Origin of the sequence: Microbacterium sp. 67-17 (genome assembly GCF_001898325.1) — a bacterium.
GTDB lineage: Bacteria > Actinomycetota > Actinomycetes > Actinomycetales > Microbacteriaceae > Microbacterium > Microbacterium schleiferi.
This window is the reverse complement of record NZ_MKTR01000006.1, coordinates 136,821-155,916: the sequence shown is the minus strand read 5'-3', so window position 1 is coordinate 155,916 and position 19,096 is coordinate 136,821. Positions and strand designations below refer to the sequence as shown.

Below are 19,096 nucleotides of genomic sequence, written 5' to 3'. Positions count from 1 at the left end.
GCTCTCCTGCCGGACCTGCGTCCTCACTCGATCTCTCGCACCGGTTGACGAAGGATCGTCTTCAGCTTCTCGGGGGCCACGCGACGCGGATCGCTGAGGTAGATCTCGTGGTGCGGACCATTGAATGTCAGACCCTGCGCCGGCATGAGCTCGGCGTGCAGGCGATGCAGCGTCGGGGCTTCCGCGTCGTATGACCCCACGTGCAGGATCTGAAGCGACACCCCCTCGTCGATCGTGACCGCACTCACCAGGCCGATCGGAAGCTCAGGCTTCTTGCGTGCTGCCGTCTCGAGTCCGGCACGGATGTCGGCATCCGTCACCGCCGGCGGCAGCGGAATCAGCATCGTCCAATCCCAGGCGTCCTTGCGGCGGGCGGTGAAGCTCGACGGGTCATTGCTGGACCACAGCCCTTCGAGCGGCCCGACGACAAAGTCGTCACCCGAGCGGCCCCGGAAGGCGAACTTGATGGCATACCCCGACGCGTAGAGGGCACTGACGGCATCCGTGTACGCCGGTGCCGTGTTGGGGTCGCCGTGACCGTCGATCGCGAGATAGGTCATCGGCGGAACCGTCACGCGCGTGAAGTCATGAGTCGTGGGCGCGTAGAGGTCTTTCCGATCCTTCTTGAGGTCGTACTTCACGCGCGCTCCCCCACGCCCGCGGCCGACCGCGCCGCAGCACGGCGGACCACCAGGGCTCCGACGAACCCGAGCAGCAGGAACACCGTCGCCACCAGCAGCGACCAGCGGGTGGCATCCGCGAAGCCGTTCGACAGCGCCGTCACCGCTGCCGTGGTCTGCTCGCCCAGCGGGCTACTAGCCCCCTCGGCGCGCAACTGACTGATCGTCGTTCCGGCGGACTGCCGTGTGGTGTCAGCGAGCTGGGTGGCGGTGGATCCGGTGATGCCGGCATCCGTCAGGGCAGCCGGGAGCGTGAGCGCGAGGGCGACCGCCAGCGCAGCTCCCGCGAAAGCAGTTCCGAGAGCCGACCCCACCTGCCGCACGGTGCTCTGGGTGGCAGATCCCTGACCGGAAACATCGACCGGCACATCCTGCAACACCGTGCCGGTCAACTGAGCGGATGCCAGTCCCAGACCTAGGCCATAGACGACCAGCGGGATCGCGACAATCCACCCGGAGCTGTCACCGGTGATCAGAAGCGCGAGCACAGCAACGCCGGCGACCTCGAGCGCGAGGCCGATCAGCACCGTTCCGGGCGAGCCGAAACGTGCGGCGAGGTGCCGGGCCGACGCACCCGAGAAGAACGCGCCCAGGGCCATCGCGGCCAGGACCAGGCCCGCGCCCATGACATCGAGGCCGAGCGCGTTGACGAGGTACAGCGGCAGCACGAAGATGATCGCGAACTCCCCCACGGCGACCATTGCTGCCGTCACGTTCCCCCAGGTGAAGGTGGGCAGGCGGAAGAGGTTGAGGTCAAGGATCGCCGATCGGCGCACCTTTTCGCGGTGACGCTCCCACAGCACGAACAGCACGAGCGCCACGATCGCGATCGCGAAGGCGATCGGGACAACCGAGACCGGAGCGTCAGCCGGCCACTGCCATCCGAAGATCGAGAACTCACCGGTCGGTGCCCACCAGCCGAGCTGCGGGCCCTCGATGACAGCGAACACCAGCGCCCCGAAGCCGATGGCGCTCAGCAGTGCACCGTCGACATCCGCTCCCGGTCGCCCCTTGGCCCCCTTGGTCTCGGGCACCGTGAGCAGGCCCGCGATGAACACCGCAGCCCCGAGGGGGATGTTCACGAGGAAGATCCAGTGCCACGAGGCCCACTGGGTCAGGGCGCCGCCCGCGAGCGGTCCGACAGCTGCAGCCCCCGAGATCACTGCGCCCCACACGCCGAACGCCGCGCCTCGGTACTTGCCGCGGAACACCGCGTTCACGGTCGAAAGCGTCGAAGGCATGATCAGCGCCGCGCCGATCGCCTGCACGGCACGCGCCGCGATCAGCGGACCCGCGGCATCCGCCATCGCGGCCAGGATGCTGCCGCCGACGAAGACGACAAGACCCACCTGGAACAGGAGCTTGCGTCCCCATCTGTCGGCGAGCTTGCCCGTCGAGAGCAGGAGCGCGGCCAGCAGCACTGCGTAAAGGCTGTTGACCCACTGCGCATCGGTGAGATCGAGGCCGATATCGGCAATGATCACCGGGAGCGCGACGCCGACGATCGTGCCGTCGAGCACGATCATGCCGAGCCCCGTGGATAGCACCGCGAGGGCGAGCCATTCGCGGCGGGTAGGTGGTGTCACGCGAAGGTCGGCGTTGGTGCTCACGATCCGAGCCTGGCACAGCGGGCGCACCCCGACAACGCGCGCCCGGCGATCGCTGGGCACTTCTTCCGACCTACCGAGATACAGCGGTTTCGGGTCGTGCCGTTGATCCGGGGACCTGACGGTTACCCCTGGGCACGTCGTTGTGGGTCGAGAAATGTAACACCCGCCGGATGCCCCGCGCAAGGCGAGAAGAAGGACAGGTCAGCTGGTGAAGGGTGGAACCTCCACCGGCGCGGCAAGACCGACGAAGGCGACGATCTGGTGGCCACCGGGGTTCGTCTGCAGCGGCACCGTCTCCCAGTTGTTGGCGATCCAGAGATTCCCCGACGGATCGACGATCAGCCCGGTGTTGCGGACCAGTCCGTCGAATGCGTAGCCCGCATCCGGTGAGATCGGGTCCCCCGTCGACAGATCACCCGGGCAGGTCTCGGTCGAGGTGCCGCAGAACGCCGACACTCGCTGGTCGGAGAAGTTCGCGACGAAGACGTTGCCGTTGCCGTCGGTCGTGATACCCCACGGCCGGGTGATCCCTCCGCCGGCGAAGGGGCCTGACACCGTCTGGCCGTCGCCGTCGATCAGCGCGATCGAACCCGCCGGTCCCGACGAGATCGGCCGGGTCGGGCACGGGAGGGTCGTGGAGCCGGAGTTGGCGACCCAGACGTTGCCGTGCGGGTCGGCTGCGACTCCCATCGGCAGCACAAACTCGTCGCCCGAGAGCGGAGCGCCACCCACGAGCGTCCCGTCGTAGTTGAAGACCGCCACAGAGCTGCTCGCGATACCGCTTACGACAACGTGCGTGCCCGTGTCGACGACACCGAACGCCTGGTCAAGGCCGGCATCCAGCGTCATCGCCTTCTCGGGGTCGCCGCCGGGATACACGGTGACAGTGCCGGTCTGGCAGTTCGCGTTCCAGACATCGCCCGCGGCCGTGATGTCCATGCCCTGCGGCCACGCGAGCTCACCGGCGGTGAATCCGGTGCCCGCCGGCGAGAGCGGCTCCCCCTCGATCGAGAAGAGCGACACACTGTTGTGCGTGGGCTGCTCGGTGCATCCTTCACCGGCGAAGCCGAAGTTGCTCACCCACAGCTGCCCGGACGGATCGAACGCGATGCCGAATCCCGAACCGCTCAGGCCACCCCCCGTATACTTTCCGACCATCTCGCCGTTGGGTGCGAACTTCATCAGCAGATCGCTGCCACAGGTCGGGTCCTGCGGGTCGGCACCGTACTCATAATTGTTGTTGACCCAGATGTTGCCGTCGGGGTCGATCGCGAAGTTGCCGGGGCCGTCGAGAGTCTGGCCGTCGCCATCGAAACGAAGTGCGAGAGTCCAGGCCGCCGGGGCCGCCATCAGGCCGGGGCGATCCCCGGCAACGCTCAGCGACAGGTCGTAGAGCGCCGAGGCCGCAGCACTCGGGTCGCGGGCGATCTGCGCGAACGCGCGGAACGTGTCAACGGGCCGCTCGTCCGAGCGGGCGCTCGCTGCGTCGGCCAGGGCGCGGCACGCGTCGGTGTCGAGGACGCAAGCACTGAGGATGTTGGTGAGCGAGGTGAATGTCGGAAGCGCCTCGGTCTGCGTGCCATTGGGCGCTGACGTCAGCACGGCGCCATAGTCGCCGGTTTCGGCATCCACGAGATTCGCGTACATCGCTGCAGCGTTGGGTAGACCCGGCGCAGACCCCTCGACCCCGTTCCGCCCGGTGAACTGGGCGAGCGCATAACCGGCTGCAATGGTCGTTCGTTCATTGAGGACAACCCCCGTGGCATCCGCGGGGACGATGGCGGCAAAAGTCGCGGACATCGTTGCGTCATCTCCGCCGGGAGCTGTAGCGAGGACGTAGACGAGTTCGTCGTCCCGCGAGACAGAACCGAGGTCGACGACGAAGTCACCATCGCGGTCGGATGACGCAGAACCGATCTGCGACGCCGGCTCGCCCTCAGCACCGGCTGACCAGGCCGACACGTCCCACCCAGAGACGGCCGCACCGTCGACGACGGGGACGACCGAACCACTCACCGCCGAGCCCTCACCATCGGGATCTGCGGGCGCCCAGCAGCCGGCCAGAGCGAGCACGGATGCCATCACGACTGCGACCGCGCCGATAACGCGCCGACCCGCAGTGTGGGCGCCCTCGCTATCGGTCGATGCGGTCGGGTGGGGCTGGACGTGGCGCACGACGTTCCGCATAAGAGTCACTCCGTCAGGTGTCTGGGCCCCATCATCGGGTCGATCCCACGCGGCAGATTAGCAGCGCCCGCCTTCGGCGTCGGCGCCAGCCGGGTCGAGATTCGGTCACGAAATCCCCTGTGCTTTCTGTGTCCACCACCGTGTGCGTGCCTGCGTATCGAGCAGGAATCAAGAAGCGCGCGACTGCATGATCCCCGTATGTTCGGTGTCACCGGCACCAGAAAGGAACCACGATGGCCGACAAGCGTGACACCTCATCGGAGAGCTTCAGCGACGCCGAACGCGAGGCGATGAAGCAGCGCGCCGCGGAGCTGCGCGAGCAAGCGGCGGGCGGAACGGGCTCGGCAAAGAAGAAGAAGGAAGCGCAGGCGTGCATCGATGCCATCGCCGCACTCACCGGAACCGACAAGGCCGTCGCCGAACTGCTCCACCGGATCGTTCAGGATGAGGCGCCCCACCTTGACCCGAAAACCTGGTACGGGTTCCCCTCGTATGCGCGCGACGGCAAGGTCGTCGTGTTCTACCAGCCCGCATCGAAATTCGACACGCGATACGGCAGCATCGGGTTCAACGAGGACGCTCTGCTCGATGACGGCGCGATGTGGGCGACGGCGTTCGCCGTTGTCGCAGTCACCGACGAGGTGGAAGCCACCCTGCGCGATCTCGTTCACCGCGCCGCTGGCTGACGCGCGTTTCGCCGCGCCGCCGCGGGAGAAGGGCACTACGGTCAATGCCATGGCCGCCCCACGCACCCGTCGTGCCCGCGTTGCACGCCGCCGCGCCAGGCGTGTCGCCGCATCGGGAAGCGACCTCACCGAAGCCGAATGGGTACTCATCCGCGATGCGTGGGGACGCTGCGCCTACTGCGGACGCGCTGGTCTCGCCCTGCAGAAGGAGTGTGTGCTGCCGATTTCGCGCGGCGGCCGCTACACCATCGACAACGTGGTTCCGGCCTGCGGCAGCTGCAACGCAAGCAAGTGCAACGAAGAGGTCACGAGCTGGATGCGACGACGACGGCTCGACGAACCGGCGTTCCTTCTAGCCTGGGCTCTCATTCTGCGCGAGCTTCGCGGGCGGCACGAGCCGCGCGACGCTGACGCCACCACTGCCAGAACCGGTCCAGCATCCGCTTGACCCAGCCAGACAGTCGGCGTGCCCAATGGAACTCGGTGCCGAGCACCGCGAGCCCAAGAAACACGATCAGCCATCCCGGCCCCGGCAGCGGAACCAGGACGAGGCCGCCGAGGGTCATGACTGCCCCGACGAGAGCGACGCCGACACGGTAGGCGATCTCGATACGCGGATGCCGCGCGACCCAGCCGCGCGCCCGGCGCAGCATCCGCCTGATCGGGCGGTCCGCGCGCTCGGCGTCAGCGATCTCGGCACGGATCTCGCGCTCGAGCGAGCCGGACGGTGCGGAGTGGGAGCTGGGAGACACAGCCTCGGGGCCTGTCGAGGACATGCCCGGACGCTAACACGCGCGGCGGCAAGATCGCTGGGAAACCAGCCACTGCAGCGCTTGACCTTGTCACTGTGACAAGCTTTTGGATGGGTGCAGGAGGTGTCTTATGAGCACGCAATCCCCGAGCATTGACCACCTGGACCTGCTGTTGCGGAATACGTCAGCGCCGACGCGGATGCAGGCGGCGCTGACGGCTGGCACACATCCCGACCCGGGCTTCGTCGAACTTCTGATCGGTCGGTGCGCGATCGAGCCCGACTTCAGTGTGCGCGACACCCTGACCTGGGCGATCACGCGTCACGACCGTGCGCAGACGGTGCCGCGGCTTCTCGTCGAGGCGCGCAGCGCGAACCCTCAGGCTCGCAGTCAGGCGCTGCACACCCTGTCGAAGGTGGGCGCGGCAGACGGATGGCAGGCGATCACACCGGAGGTGCTCGGCGACCCAGATGACGAGGTCGCGCGGTCAGCCTGGCGCGCGGCGGCCGTCCTCGTCCCGGCCGGACTCGAGCCCGAGCTCGCCGACGCGCTCACCGGTCAGCTCGGTCGAGGCGACATGGAGGTGCAGCGCAGTCTCAGCCGCGCCATCGTGGCCCTGGGCGACGCGGGATCGGCCGCGGTCGATCGGATCCTTGCGGGTAAGCCCAGCGAGGCAGCCCGGATGCATGCCCTCGCGACCCAGCGGCTGCTCGCCGACCCGGACGAGGGCTTCGAAGCAGCCGTGTTCGCGGCGAAGCGTGTCGTTTCGCTGCGCAACGCGCCAACGGTCGCCGGCGGCTCGGCGGCGGGAACGGTCGAATGAGAATCGGCGAGCTCTCCCGACTGTCGGGGGTGAGCGCACGGATGCTGCGGCACTACGACCGCATCGGCCTGGTGCAACCGAGCGAGCGCACCAGCGCGGGGTACCGAGACTACGGCGATGACGATCTGCGTCGCTTGCTGCAGGTCGAGGCTCTGCGCTCGCTCGGACTGCCGCTCCGTGAGGTCGGGCACGCTCTGGCCGATGCCGATGCGGCGCCGTCCGACATCCTGGATCGCGTCATCGCGAGAACCGTTGAGACGATCACCCGGGAGCAAGAACTGCTCGGGCGACTCCGTCGGCTGCGGGAGCAACAACCCGAGGACTGGAGCGACGTCCTGCACACGGTCGCGCTGCTGCAGCGGCTGGGATCAGACGATGCCTCTCACCGACAACGCGCAGCGCTCGCACACCCCACGCAGCCGATGGCAGCGGCACTCACCGACGCGGTGCTCGCCGAGAATGACCCGAACGTCGCCGGGGCGCTGCAGTGGGCGCTCGCGCGAACGGCCGACGAGACCGTCGTCGCAACGCTGCGCAGCGCGTTCGATTCACCCGATGGCGCGGTCCGACAGCGAGCGATCACGACGCTCGCGAAGATCGCGTCGCCAGCGCGGACGGATGTCGTTTCTGTCCTGCTCGACGCTCTCGCCCACGCCGATCCGGTCATCCGCAGCGCTGCTGCGCTGAGCCTCGGCCCACGCGGCGCGCCGGAGGCGGCAGACGAACTCATCGCGATGATTGTGCGGGGCACGAGCGATGTCGAGGCAGCCGAATCGCTCGGGCACATCGCACGCTCCCATCCGGGCGAGATCGAGCGGAGACTGGATGCCGCGCTGACGCCCCGCGCCGACGCCGATGCCCGACTTCGGCTGACCCAGGCTCTCGGCGAGATCGAGAGCGACGAGGCGACCGGCATTCTCGAGCGCCTGATCCACGATCCTGACCGTCGCGTTCAGATGACCGCCCAGTACCTGACCGGCATGCGCAGCCACTGACCGCGCAGCCGAAATGGCGCGCAGCGCTACTGTGGGCGCTGAGACCGCGCGAGGATCGCCGCGGGAAAGGATGCCGCCCGCCCGTGGTCGATTCACTCCCCCGTTCTCGGCTCGCGATCGCCGTACTCCTCGCGGTGCTGGCGGGTTACATCGACGGCGTCGCGTTCATCTATCTGGGCGGCTATTTCGTGTCGTTCATGAGCGGCAACACGACCCAGTCCGGCGTCGAGCTTGCCGGGGGCGATCTTGCGGCCGCAGGTTTCGGTTTCGCCGTGATCGTCGCCTTCGTCGTCGGGGTCATGGCCGGGACGGTGGTCCGAACACCGCGGCGCGACCGGGGATGGATTGTTCTGCTCGGCGTGGCAGTGCTGGTCGCGGTCGGTGCGGCTGTGGCATCCGCTCCCCCGATCGACGCCAACGCGGTGACTGGCGCGGCGCTGCTGGCCGTCACGCCCACCGCGCTCTGCCTCTCGCTCGCGATGGGAGCCGTGAACACCGTCTTCAGTGGCAGCGGCGGGCCTTCTTTCGGCATCACCTATATGACCGGCGCGCTCGTGAAGATCGGCGAAGGAATCGTCGGTGCACTGCGCGGCGGCGACCGCACCGGATGGCTGCGCTACCTTGCACTCTGGCTCGCCATCGCAGTGGGCGCGGTCTGCGGCGCGGCCGTCTATGCAGTGACCGGAACGGCAGCGCTCTGGTACGGCGCATTGTTCGCGGGAGTCGTCGCCGCTGTCAGTTCCACAGTGAGAGCTTCTCGGGGTTCAAGACCAGCCTGACCTCGCGCACACTCCCCTCGCCCACCTCGAGCGTCACGACCCCGATGATCCGCGCATCCAACCACATGACGAAGCCGAGTCCGTCGGGCGTCTGCTGAGGTCGCAGCTGAACCTCGGGGCGCTTGCTCGCGGTACCCAGGAGGAAGCGAGCAACGCGGTCGGCGCCCACGACCGGCCTGCGGGCAGCGCTGACATGACCGCCGCCGTCCGAGCGCAGCACGACCTCCGGGTCGAGCACGGCCACCAGCTCATCGAGGCGACCCGACTGGGCGGCCGCCGCGAAAGCCCAGACCACCCTGTCGTGTTCCTCCCGTGAGACGCGACGCGCCCCGGCGCTCTGTACCCGACGGCGAGCGGATGCCGCGAGCTGGCGACACGCGGCATCCGTTCGCCCGACCACCTCAGCGACCTCGCGGAAGGGCACCGCGAAGACCTCGTGCAGCACAAACACGACACGCTCCGCCGGTGTCATCGACTCCAGCACCGTCAGCAGCGCACTGGAGACCGAGTCGTCGAGACTCACGCGGTCAAGCGGGTCTAGGCCATCGGATTCCTGCGGAGCAGCGAACGCCGAGACCGGCACCGGCTCCGGGAGCCACTCCCCGACGTAGCTCTCGCGCCGCGCCCGCGCGCTCCCGAGCATGTCCAGACAGATTCTGCTCGCCGCCCGAGTGAGCCAGGCGCGCGGTGACACGATCGACGCCCGCTCCTGGTCGCTGAGGCGATACCAGCGCACATATGTCTCTTGCACGGCATCCTCGGCCTCGGCGACGGTGCCCAGCATCCGGAACGCGAGCGATACGAGGTGCCGACGTTCGGCGATCGCCTCGTCGTCGAGAGTCTCATCGGTCATCGGTTCTCCCGGAGCCACCGCGCTGAGCAAGCCAGTCATCGAACGTCTGCGACCCGAGGCGGGCGCCCGGCCCAGGCAGCAGTCCGCCATTCGCAATCTCGGCACCCAGCGCACCGGGGAGCCGCACCTCGAGCACCCGCGCGGTGGATCCCGTCCGACGCAGATAGCTCCGGGCGAGGTCTGCCATCCGTTCTTCGCGCGGGCCCGCGAGGTCGGGCGCGTTGCCGTGTGCGCCGCTTTCGACGATCTGAATCAGCGCAGCGGCAACCTCGGACGCGGCCACGGGTTGTGACCGCATCCGCGGCACGAGGTGCGCGCCGAGGACCTTCGCCTGCGCGAGCACCTGGACGGCGAACTCATGGAACTGCGTCGCCCGCAGAATCGACCAGTGCCCGGCGGATGCCGCCACCCGCTGCTCCTGCAGGAACTTGCCCGCGTAGTAGCCGTGGGGAGCCTGCGCCGCACCCACGATCGACAGCGCGACGTGGTGAACGTCGGCGCCGCGGGCAGCCGCGAGCAGGTTCTCAGTCACCGCCCCGAAGAACTCGCGAGATGCTCGGGCCGACAGCGTCTGGATCGATGCGACGTCGATGACAGCATCCGCTCCTTCGATAGCGGCTCGCACGCCGTCGCCTGCCACCAGATCGACGCCGTTCGAGCGCGAGAGCACGACGACCTCGTGCCCGGCTCTCGTCGCTTGCTCGACGATGTGGTGACCCACCGTTCCGGTTCCACCTGCAACGGCGATGCGCATGATTCCTCCTCGTCCGCGTCGTCACGACCAGGACGCACGCTCTCATCATTCAGGACGACGTGGCTCCCCAGAGTGTGAGGTCGCTCCCGATCCAGATCTCGAATCCGGAGGATTGTCTGACTATAGTCAGAGATATGAGTTCGAGCCCGCCCGACCCCGTTCACGCGCGCGCGGAGCTGCGCGCTTTCAACAGAAGGGTCACCGAGCGGATCGGGGTTCTCGAAGACCAGTACCTCGACCGGGGCCGGTCACTGGCCCTGGACCGGCTGCTCTGGGAGATCGGCACCGACGGGGCGGAGGTACGGGATCTGCGAACTGGTCTGGGTCTTGACTCGGGCTATCTCAGCCGCATGCTCCGCGCTCTCGAGCACGAGGGACTCATCGTGACGGTCGCATCCGGCGATGACAGCCGCGTGCGTCGAGCAGAGATCACGGATGCCGGACGCGCTGAGGTCGACATCCTGGATCGCCTGTCTGATGATCTTGCCGACGCGATCCTCGAGCCGCTCACGCCGAGTCAACGCGAAGAGTTGCTCTCGGCCGCTGCAACAACGCGCAAACTTCTGACCGCTTCAGCAATTGAGATCTCACCCACCGACCCCGACGAACCCGCAGCCCGCGAAGCGATCACGCAGTACTACGCCGTGCTCGCGGAGCGCTTCGAGCTGGGATTCGATCCCGCCACGACCCGCCCCGCCCCCGCAGACGCGCTCCGCCCCCCGGCGGGCCGCTTTCTGATCGCAACACTCAAGGGCACCGTCGTCGGATGCGTGGGCGTCAAGCTTCACCCCGACGGCGTCGGAGAGATCAAACGCCTCTGGGTAGCCCCCGAGACACGCGGCATGGGCCTGGGCAGGCGCCTGCTCACCGCCATCGAGGATGCCGCGAGGGATGCCGGCTCAACGGTGGTGCGGCTCGATACCAACCGCACACTCACCGAGGCCATTCGGCTATACCGGTCAGCGGGCTATGTCGAGATTCCCGCATTCAACGACGAGCCCTACGCGCATCACTGGTTCGAGAAGCGCCTCGCCAGCTAAGGCGCTCTTCTCGACCTACGGTGCCGCCTCGACGAGCGGAACCGAAAGCAGCCGGTCATCGTCACCCGCTGGCGTGCCGCGCCCGTCGGTGTTGCTGGTCAGCAACAGCAGTTCGTCGTCGTCGACCGCAGCGTCACGGATGCGACCGAACTCCCCGATCCACAGGGGTTGCGGATCGCCGATCATCCCCTCGGGGCCGACATCGAGCATCCACACCCGCTCACCGCGCAGCGCCGCGACAAACAGGGTGTTCCCGACAGCCGCCAGACCGCTGGGGCTTGCCTGATCGGTCGGCCAGGTGACGATCGGATCGATGTATGCGGGATCCCCCGCGGCCCCCTCGTGGATCGGCCAGCCGTAGTTACCGCCCGGCACGATGCGGTTGATCTCATCCACCTGGTCTTGACCGAACTCGGTGGCCCACAGAGCGCCATCGTCGGTCCACGCCAAGCCCTGCACGTTGCGGTGCCCGAGGGAGTAGACGGCAGTGCCGAACGGGTTACCCGGCGCCGGTGAGCCCTCAGCGTCGATCCGCAGGATCTTGCCCGCGAGCGAACCGGGATCTTGCGATGCATCCCGGTTTCCGGCATCCCCTGTCGCGACGTACAGGTACCCGTCCGGACCAAAAGCGATACGTCCGCCGTTGTGCGTGTTCGCCTTCGGGATGCCCTCGAGGATGATCTGCTCACCGCCGAGACCACGTTCACCAGGAGCGCCCAGAAGCGGCATCCGGATGACGCGGTTCCCGTCCCAGCTCGTGAGATAGGCGTAAAGCCACGCTTCGGCATCCTTCTCGAGCAGAGCGAGCCCGAGAAGGCCACCCTCACCGGTGGCGCTCACGCCGGAGATCCCGCCGATCGTACGTACCGAACCGCTCGCGTCGATCTCGACGATCTCGCCGCCGCGCGTGCTGACGATGCGCGTCCCATCGGCGAAGGGCACGACCGACCACGGCACGCTCAGGTTCGCCGCCACGGCGGTCGGCGCACCGGCCGAGCGCCACATCGCGGGAATCGATGACGTACTCGGAGTGGTGTTGCCGCCGGCGTCGTCGCCTCCGCGCTCGGGGTCTGCACGCGCTCGGATGCCGATTCCACGCACGCGGTCAGGGTCAGCGCCGCAGCGAGGAGCGCTGCGCCAGCTGTGCCCCGAACCGTGCGCGTGTTCATTCAGACGAGGACCGCGAGAAGACTGCGCGCAGCAGGAAGAAAACGAAGAGGGCGACGACCGCCACGACCACAAGTTTCACGATGAGCAGCGCAACGCCCCAAAGGAGTTCCACGAGAATCCACGCGATCACGATCGCCGCGATGACTCCGAGGATCGTCCAGAGAGTGCCTTTGTTCATGCCTCCAGCCTACGGACGACCCGCCCACTGCGGGCGATCCGTCCAGGATCGCCCGTTCCGTTCGATGCGATGTTCTGGGATCCTCGTGCCGAGGGGTCGAGTCCCACACGTCGATCCAGCAAGGAGAGTTCATGCCGACGTTCACAGTGGAACTGCTTCGCACCGGCGGCAACAATGTCGGCATCCCGCTCTCTGACGAGCAGATCGCCGAGATCGGCGGCGGCAAGCGCCCGCCCGTTCGCGTCATACTCAACGGCTACGAGTACCGCACGACGGTCGGGGTCATGCGCGGGCTCTCGCTCATCCCGGTCAACGCGGCAACCTGGTCTGCTGCCGGAGTCTCGGGCGGGGAACAACACCGGGTCACCGTCGAACTCGACACCGCTCCTCGCGAGATCGAGGTACCCGAGGACCTCACGCTTGCTCTGGATGCCGCCGGCGTGCGCGCAGCTTTCGACGCCCTGGCGCCGTCGCGCCGCAAAGAGCATGCCCGATCCGTCGAGGAAGCGAATGCCGCCGACACCCGCGCGCGTCGGATTACGAAGGTCGTGGAACAGCTTCAGGGCTGAACCGCGTCGCGGTGCGCCAACGAACTCCCCGCTCTCCTGCGCACACAGGCCCGGTCACCACCCGACGATCGCGAGCCCCACCACGCCCGCGGTCACACCCAGGAAGACGAGCAGGTCGGTCCACGTGGCCACCTGCTCGGCGGTGTTCTTGCCCGGTTTGGACACGTGCCGCAGGCCGGCAAGCAGCAGGAAGATCGCTCCTGGTACCGCCAAGAGCACACCCCACGCCGGCAGGAAAGGAATCGCGAGTGCTGTCACCCCCATCCCGAGGTTGGCATAGCCGAGCTCCTGGACGACCTGGTTGGCATCCGTCGAATCGACTCCCAGGATCTTGCGCGTGCGGTCGGGTTTCATCACCTGACTGAGGCCGGCCAGTGTCAGACGGATACCAACGCCCCAGAACCCCCACCACAGACCGAAGACGAGGAGGGGGTGTCCTCCTGACACCAGGAGCTGGATCCCACCTGAGACGACAGGCAAGATCAGCGTTTGCAGCAGGACGATGAATGCGTACACGGGCACACTCCCAGATCGGGCCGCGACGATGCGGCTCTCATGCCAAAGCTAGCGGCGCGAACGGCAGAATGGATGCCGTGATCCGTCGTGCCGCCCCGGAAGATGCCGCAGCGCTGCATGAGCTCGCCGCGGAGACGTTCCCCTTGGCGTGCCCGCCGGAGTCGACGGCTCTCGACCAGAGCGCGTTCATCGATGCACACCTGAGCGAGGCATCCTTCCTCGGCTACCTCGTCGACCCCGACCGCGTCGTGCTCGTCGATGAGATCGAGGGCAGGCTCGTCGGCTACACGATGCTCGTGCTCGGCGAACCGACGGACACCGACGTCCACGTCGCGCTCGGTGACGACCGTACGCGCCCGGTTGCCGAACTGTCGAAGTGCTACGCCCTCCCTTCCTCTCACGGATCGGGGGTCGCCGCACGCCTTCTCGAGCGCACGATCGACGAGGCACGTGCGAGTGGCATCCGTCATGTGTGGCTCGGCGTGAATCAACAGAACGTCCGCGCGCAGCGGTTCTATGCGAAACACGGATTCACCGCCGTCGGCGAGAAACGCTTCCGCGTCGGCGAGCGCCTCGAGCACGACTTCGTTCTCGCCCGGCCGGTGTGATCGCCGCCTACTACCCCAGCATCCATTCACCGGAATAGATTGACCCCCTTGGAGGTTGAATCAGATATGCAGCGATTCGGAACCCTATCGTTCGGCCACTACGGTCCCCTCGGCGGCGGACACATCCTGACGGCGCAGGACTCCATGCTCCAGGCGATCGATCTGGCGCAGGGCATGGATGACCTTGGCGTGAACGGCGCCTACTTCCGGGTGCACCACTTCGCGAGGCAGCAGTCCTCTCCCATGCCGCTACTTGCCGCTATCGCAGCCAAGACCCAGCGCATCGAGGTCGGCACCGGCGTCATCGACATGCGCTATGAAAACCCTCTGTACCTTGCTGAGGAAGCGGCATCCGTCGATCTCATCAGCGAGGGACGACTCGCCCTCGGCGTCAGCCGTGGTTCACCCGAGACCGTCGTTCGCGGCTATGAGGCGTTCGGCTACACCGGCTCGACCGACCCGCGCGGCGCCGACATCGCCCGCGAACACTTCGACCTGTTCCTTCGCGCAGTCGAAGGAGAGGGCCTGGCCGAGCGCGACGCGATGAGCCCCTTCGGCGGCGGTTCTGGGCTGCAGCGCATCGAACCGCACTCCCCCGGGCTTCGCTCGCGCATCTGGTGGGGTGCCGGAAACCGCGACTCCGCCGAGTGGGCGGGACGGATGGGCGTCAACCTGATGTCGTCGACCCTCTTGACCGAGGATCGCGGCCTGCCCTTCGATGAGCTTCAGGCCCAGCAGATCGACGCGTTCCGCGCGGCATGGCGTGCGGCCGGTCACGCGGGCGAACCGCGAGTGTCGGTCAGTCGCAGCATCTTCCCGATCACGACCGCCGAAGATGAGATGTACTTCGGTGGCCGCCAGGACGGCGACGGCGTCGGCTACATCGACGGCATGCGTTCGACCTTCGGGAAGACCTATGCGGGAGCCCCTGATGCCCTCGTCGAGCAGCTGCTGGCGGATGCCGCCGTGCAGTCGGCTGACACGCTGATGCTCACGATCCCCAGCCAGTTGGGTGTGGCCTTCAACCTGCGAATCGTGGAGGCGTTCGCGAAGCACGTCGCACCCGCGCTGGGCTGGAAGTCGACCCGGGACGCGGTGACGGCCTAGCGCTGATCGTCAGCCCGCAGCGAACCGGGAAGCGCCGATAGGCGGGCGTCTGGTTGGCTGAACGCGTGACGCGGGTGCTGGTGCTGGGCGGAACCGCCTGGTTGGGAGGGCGCGTTGCCCGAGCATGGCGCGAGCGCGGTGCCGAGGTCGTGTGCCTGGCCCGAGGGAGCGCGGGATCAGCTCCCCCAGGCGTGCGACTCATCCGCGCCGACCGCACCCTGCCCTCCGCCTACGACGAGGTGTCCGGTCCGTGGGACGAGGTGATCGAGCTCTCGTACGCGCCCGACCTCGTGACCGGCGCGCTCCGAGCGCTCTCGCACAACGCCGCCCATTGGACGCTGGTATCCAGCGTCTCGGTCTATGAGCGAAATGACGAGCCGGATGCCGGAGAGTCCGCGGATCTCGTGGAGCCACAGGACCTCTCGCAGTATCCGGATGCAAAGGTCGCTGCGGAACGCGCCGCGACCGCCGCGGTCGGTGACCGGCTGTTCGTCGCACGACCAGGATTGATCGTGGGCCCGGGCGACCCCTCGGACCGGTTCGGGTATTGGATGGCGCGCTTCCTGCAGCCGGGTCCCGCACTCGTCCCAACGGCCGCTGGACGCCACGTGCAGGTCATCGACGTCGACGACCTCGCGGCCTGGCTCCTTCTCGTCGGCGTCGACGGTGCAACCGGCGTAGCCAACGCCGTCGGGCCGCCGCATGCGTTCACCGACGTCCTCGAGCAGACGCGGCGCGCTACCGGCTTCCGCGGAGAAGTGATCGCGGCAACGGATGACGAGCTTCTCGCTCACGACGTCGCCTACTGGGCCGGCCCCCGGTCGCTCCCCCTCTGGCTTCCAGCCGACTACACCGGATTCGCCCGGCGTCGCGCCGACGCCTTTCTCGCCTCGGGCGGCGCTACCCGCTCACTCGCCGTGACGATAGCCCGGACTCTCGAAGACGAGCGAGCGCGCGGCATCCATCGTCCGCGACGGGCGGGACTCACTCGAACCGACGAGGGCTATGTTGTTCGCGACATTGCGGGCAGACGAAGGAGAACGAGCGAACCGGAACCCTGAGGCCCCTCCCCGGGCAGGCCTACGACAACTGCCGTAATTCCGAGAGATCCCGACCACACGACGTGTCGCGACGGTAGATTCTCTGCATGGCGGCGGGGGATGATCGGCGAGCCGTGACGGATGCCGCGGCATTCACGCGACCGTCATGGTGGGCCTGGCTCCTGGCCGCCGCAGCGATCTTCGCACTCTCGCTGATCAGCGTGAACATGACACCGCCCGGTGGCTCCGTCGCCGCCTGGTGGCCCGCCGCTGGAGTCTCGGCACTGTTCATCCTGATGGTTCCGCGATCTCGATGGTGGGCGGTTCTGGTCATGGTGGCCGTCGTCACCATGGCGGCGAACATTCTGGGTGGGCGGGATGTCCCGATCGCGGGCGCCTTCGGCGTCGCCAATGCGGTGGAAGTGGGCATCTTCGCGACCATTCTCTTGTGGCGCCACCCCCGGGGCTTTCGGATTCGATCGGTGAGCGCTGCCTGGCGGTTCGCCCTGTCGACGATCGCCGCATCCAGCGTCTTCGGTCTTCTGATCGGCGTCATCGTCGCCGGTACTGCGGCGAGCCCTCTTCAGACTGCCGCGCACGTCGCTGCCTCGCACGCTGCGGCGATCCTGATGATCGCTCCGTTCGCCGTCCTTCCGCCCCACCTCGGACAACCCATTCGGTGGGTCGAGATCACCCTCCAGGTCATCATCCCCCCTCGGCGGCATCCTCACTTTCCTCATCGTCGCCGGCGCCACCATGCCCCTCACGTTCCTTCCCATCGGGATCCTCGCGTGGGCGGCGTTTCGCTTTCCCATTCGCGCGGCGCACACGGAGTCGCTGATCGCGAACACGGTCATCCTCGGCACCACCGTGGCCGGGTTCGGTCCGTTCAACGACGACGCTCTCACTCCCACCACAGCGGCGCTCCTGGTCACGCTCTTCCTGTTCATGGCCGCGAGCACGAACCTGTTCCTCACTGCGGCCAGTTACGAACTGCGCGCAGCCACCCTGTCCGCCCGGAACGTGGCTGACCTCGTCACCAATGGGATCGTCGATTCTCGTGTCGGACTCCTCGTCGCCGAGTGCCGCGGCGATGGATGGGCGGTGCTCCTCGTAAACACGGCCGCCCGCCGCATCCTCAGCGAGGATCTCGACGCACACAGGCGCTGGCGTCCCGGTCCGCTCCGGGATGCCGCGCAGCAGAGCCTGGAGCTCCAGCGCCTCGTCACGCTCGAGGCCAACGAGCGCATCCTGAACATCGACGCCTCCGAGACCAGCGGCGCCACACCGCGGATCTCTGTGCAACTCGTTGACATCACCGATAGCGTGCGTACGACGCAGGACCGCTTGGCGGCCGAGACCGAGCGGGCAAGGACGCTGGCGGCACGACTCGAACTCGAACGCAGGCAGGTCGACTTCATCGCGACAGCGAGCCACGAGCTGCGCACACCGATCGCGAACGTGAGTGGATACCTCGAGTTGCTCGACGATGCAGAGGAGCTGACCGGGCCGTCACGGGAGTGGGTGTCGGTCGCACGACGAAACACCGCCCGGCTGGCGGACCTCACCGACGATCTGCTCTTCCTGGCACGAGCAAAGGATCACGCGAGCGCACCAAGCTTGCACGTCTCGATCCCGGTGGCGGCTCTCATCGAGGAGGCGCTCACGCCGTTCCGCGACACCGCAGCCGAACGACGAACCGAGCTCGTCGTCGGTGGGACCGAGGGGACGGTTTGCGGTGTGCATCACGAACTCGTGCGCGCACTGGGAAGCCTCATCTCGAATGCGCTGAAGTTCGCACCGCAGGCAAGCACGGTGCGGATACACGCCGAAACAGTCGACGATGCTCTCACAAACTCGGATGGGCAAGACATAGCTGCCGTGCGGATCGCGGTCAGCGACACCGGCCCCGGCATTGCGCCAGACGAGCTTCCCTTCGTGTTCGACAGGTTCTATCGCACACCAGATGCCGAGGTGGCGCAGACGCCCGGCGTCGGACTCGGACTCGCGATCGCCCGCGAGTTGATCGAAGCGAACAACGGCCGGGTCGAGATCTCATCTCCCGAGCGGCAGGGCGTGATCGTGACGCTCATCCTTCCGACGGCACGCACCGAATCGAGCATGGTCTAGGACGCCCCCGATATTGCGCTCAGCGCCGGTTCCGGTCGGCAGCCGACCGAGGCGGGTCGGTCGAAACGTCGAGCGGGTCAAGCCCCCGCAGTGACGTCCACACGAGAGCCTCGCCTTTCGCCGCATGCTCGGACGCGCGCACGGCACGCTCGTCGGCCCAACTGTTGAGGCGATGACCGCTGTGCCCGCGCACATGTTCGAGCACGACATCCGGCATTCCCGCCGCGCGGCGGGCGTCGCGGGCGGCGATGAGACGCTCGAGGATGTCTCGATTGGCCACCGGCTTTTTCGCACTGGTCACCCATCCACGACGGCGGTGGCCGTCCATCCACGACGAGTACGTGTCGATCGCATACTTCGAGTCGGCCTGGATGACGAGTTCGGTCACATCGGCATGATCAGTGATCGCATAGAGCAACCCCAGCAACTCGCCGATGTTGTTGGTGCCCTCCGGCAGCGACCCCGCCGCCCAATTGCCGTCCTCCCCGACCCACGCCCATCCGGTCGGCCCCGGGTTTCCCTTGCAGGCACCGTCGGTGGCGACGATGTACCGGTCGGTCGGATGCGGGGAGATCGGATCTGGCACGCCTTCTAGTCTTCCAGCCAGCAGCGCCCAGCA

21 protein-coding genes are annotated in these 19,096 nt (G+C 67.5%); 11 read left to right on the top strand and 10 right to left on the bottom strand.

Going from position 1 to position 19,096, the window contains the following annotated elements; genetic code table 11:
- Window positions 1-23 precede the first annotated feature (23 nt).
- The 3 genes from BGO47_RS02610 to BGO47_RS02600 form a co-directional block, all read right to left on the bottom strand.
- The gene (locus BGO47_RS02610) at window positions 24-641 is read right to left on the bottom strand and encodes a GyrI-like domain-containing protein (protein ID WP_292708261.1); all 618 of its coding nucleotides are present in this window, start codon (window positions 639-641) and stop codon (window positions 24-26) included.
- The gene (locus tag BGO47_RS02605) at window positions 638-2,206 is read right to left on the bottom strand and encodes an MFS transporter (RefSeq protein WP_292708358.1); all 1,569 of its coding nucleotides are present in this window, start codon (window positions 2,204-2,206) and stop codon (window positions 638-640) included. The genes BGO47_RS02610 and BGO47_RS02605 overlap by 4 nt, the downstream gene beginning before the upstream one ends.
- 285 nt (window positions 2,207-2,491) lie before the next feature.
- Window positions 2,492-4,486, bottom strand: a complete 1,995-nt coding sequence (locus tag BGO47_RS02600) for an NHL repeat-containing protein (RefSeq protein ID WP_292708259.1) — start codon at window positions 4,484-4,486, stop codon at window positions 2,492-2,494.
- A 224-nt stretch (window positions 4,487-4,710) separates the two neighbouring features.
- Here BGO47_RS02600 and BGO47_RS02595 point away from each other — a divergent pair, with 224 nt between their 5' ends.
- Window positions 4,711-5,163: a hypothetical protein gene (locus tag BGO47_RS02595; RefSeq protein ID WP_292708257.1), complete on the top strand. Its 453-nt coding sequence runs from the start codon at window positions 4,711-4,713 to the stop codon at window positions 5,161-5,163.
- Window positions 5,066-5,611: an HNH endonuclease signature motif containing protein gene (locus BGO47_RS02590; RefSeq protein WP_366246867.1), complete on the top strand. Its 546-nt coding sequence runs from the start codon at window positions 5,066-5,068 to the stop codon at window positions 5,609-5,611. Before BGO47_RS02595 ends, BGO47_RS02590 begins: the two co-directional genes overlap by 98 nt.
- On the opposite strand, the gene BGO47_RS02585 is transcribed toward BGO47_RS02590, so the two are convergent.
- Complete coding sequence (locus tag BGO47_RS02585; protein ID WP_292708253.1) at window positions 5,529-5,939, bottom strand: TIGR02611 family protein; 411 nt, start codon at window positions 5,937-5,939, stop codon at window positions 5,529-5,531. The genes BGO47_RS02590 and BGO47_RS02585 overlap by 83 nt on opposite strands.
- Before the next feature lie 106 nt (window positions 5,940-6,045).
- On the opposite strand from BGO47_RS02585, the gene BGO47_RS02580 reads away from it, so the two are divergent.
- The 3 genes from BGO47_RS02580 to BGO47_RS02570 all read left to right on the top strand — a co-directional run bounded on the left by BGO47_RS02580 (window position 6,046) and on the right by BGO47_RS02570 (window position 8,512).
- Window positions 6,046-6,738, top strand: a complete 693-nt coding sequence (locus BGO47_RS02580) for a HEAT repeat domain-containing protein (RefSeq protein ID WP_292708251.1) — start codon at window positions 6,046-6,048, stop codon at window positions 6,736-6,738.
- Window positions 6,735-7,733 carry a HEAT repeat domain-containing protein gene (locus tag BGO47_RS02575; RefSeq protein ID WP_292708249.1) on the top strand — a complete coding sequence of 333 codons (999 nt, stop codon included), beginning with the start codon at window positions 6,735-6,737 and terminating at the stop codon, window positions 7,731-7,733. Before BGO47_RS02580 ends, BGO47_RS02575 begins: the two co-directional genes overlap by 4 nt.
- An 83-nt stretch (window positions 7,734-7,816) precedes the next feature.
- On the top strand, window positions 7,817-8,512 hold the full coding sequence (locus BGO47_RS02570) for a YoaK family protein (protein ID WP_292708247.1): 696 nt from the start codon (window positions 7,817-7,819) through the stop codon (window positions 8,510-8,512).
- Here BGO47_RS02570 and sigJ read toward each other — a convergent pair.
- Window positions 8,469-9,365: an RNA polymerase sigma factor SigJ gene (gene sigJ, locus BGO47_RS02565; protein WP_292708245.1), complete on the bottom strand. Its 897-nt coding sequence runs from the start codon at window positions 9,363-9,365 to the stop codon at window positions 8,469-8,471. The two genes, BGO47_RS02570 and sigJ, sit on opposite strands and share 44 nt — an antisense overlap.
- Window positions 9,355-10,119, bottom strand: coding sequence for an NAD(P)H-binding protein (locus BGO47_RS02560; RefSeq protein WP_292708243.1), 765 nt, complete (start codon window positions 10,117-10,119; stop codon window positions 9,355-9,357). Before BGO47_RS02560 ends, sigJ begins: the two co-directional genes overlap by 11 nt.
- A gap of 134 nt (window positions 10,120-10,253) precedes the next feature.
- Here BGO47_RS02560 and BGO47_RS02555 point away from each other — a divergent pair, with 134 nt between their 5' ends.
- Entirely contained in the window at window positions 10,254-11,159 is a 906-nt protein-coding gene (locus BGO47_RS02555; RefSeq protein WP_292708241.1) for a helix-turn-helix domain-containing GNAT family N-acetyltransferase, read from the top strand.
- Between the two features lie 15 nt (window positions 11,160-11,174).
- Here BGO47_RS02555 and BGO47_RS02550 read toward each other — a convergent pair whose 3' ends face one another.
- On the bottom strand, window positions 11,175-12,260 hold the full coding sequence (locus tag BGO47_RS02550; RefSeq protein ID WP_292708239.1) for a PQQ-dependent sugar dehydrogenase: 1,086 nt from the start codon (window positions 12,258-12,260) through the stop codon (window positions 11,175-11,177).
- A 64-nt stretch (window positions 12,261-12,324) separates the two neighbouring features.
- A complete protein-coding gene (locus BGO47_RS02545; protein ID WP_292708237.1) occupies window positions 12,325-12,507 on the bottom strand; it encodes a hypothetical protein in 183 nt (60 codons plus the stop codon).
- A gap of 131 nt (window positions 12,508-12,638) precedes the next feature.
- On the opposite strand from BGO47_RS02545, the gene BGO47_RS02540 reads away from it, so the two are divergent.
- Window positions 12,639-13,076 carry a YdeI/OmpD-associated family protein gene (locus tag BGO47_RS02540; protein ID WP_292708235.1) on the top strand — a complete coding sequence of 146 codons (438 nt, stop codon included), beginning with the start codon at window positions 12,639-12,641 and terminating at the stop codon, window positions 13,074-13,076.
- 54 nt (window positions 13,077-13,130) lie between these two features.
- Here the strand turns inward: BGO47_RS02540 and BGO47_RS02535 are convergent, their stop codons facing one another.
- On the bottom strand, window positions 13,131-13,592 hold the full coding sequence (locus BGO47_RS02535) for a DUF6790 family protein (RefSeq protein ID WP_292708233.1): 462 nt from the start codon (window positions 13,590-13,592) through the stop codon (window positions 13,131-13,133).
- A gap of 68 nt (window positions 13,593-13,660) precedes the next feature.
- Between BGO47_RS02535 and BGO47_RS02530 the strand changes: the two genes are divergently transcribed.
- The 4 genes from BGO47_RS02530 to BGO47_RS02515 all read left to right on the top strand — a co-directional run bounded on the left by BGO47_RS02530 (window position 13,661) and on the right by BGO47_RS02515 (window position 18,477).
- A complete protein-coding gene (locus tag BGO47_RS02530; protein WP_292708231.1) occupies window positions 13,661-14,200 on the top strand; it encodes a GNAT family N-acetyltransferase in 540 nt (179 codons plus the stop codon).
- A 66-nt stretch (window positions 14,201-14,266) separates the two neighbouring features.
- Window positions 14,267-15,307: an LLM class flavin-dependent oxidoreductase gene (locus BGO47_RS02525; RefSeq protein WP_292708356.1), complete on the top strand. Its 1,041-nt coding sequence runs from the start codon at window positions 14,267-14,269 to the stop codon at window positions 15,305-15,307.
- Between the two features lie 65 nt (window positions 15,308-15,372).
- Window positions 15,373-16,368 carry an NAD-dependent epimerase/dehydratase family protein gene (locus BGO47_RS02520; protein ID WP_292708229.1) on the top strand — a complete coding sequence of 332 codons (996 nt, stop codon included), beginning with the start codon at window positions 15,373-15,375 and terminating at the stop codon, window positions 16,366-16,368.
- A gap of 735 nt (window positions 16,369-17,103) precedes the next feature.
- On the top strand, window positions 17,104-18,477 hold the full coding sequence (locus tag BGO47_RS02515) for an ATP-binding protein (RefSeq protein ID WP_292708227.1): 1,374 nt from the start codon (window positions 17,104-17,106) through the stop codon (window positions 18,475-18,477).
- A gap of 19 nt (window positions 18,478-18,496) precedes the next feature.
- Here BGO47_RS02515 and BGO47_RS02510 read toward each other — a convergent pair whose 3' ends face one another.
- Window positions 18,497-19,063, bottom strand: a complete 567-nt coding sequence (locus tag BGO47_RS02510) for a ribonuclease H (RefSeq protein ID WP_292708225.1) — start codon at window positions 19,061-19,063, stop codon at window positions 18,497-18,499.
- Window positions 19,064-19,096: the final 33 nt, after the last annotated feature.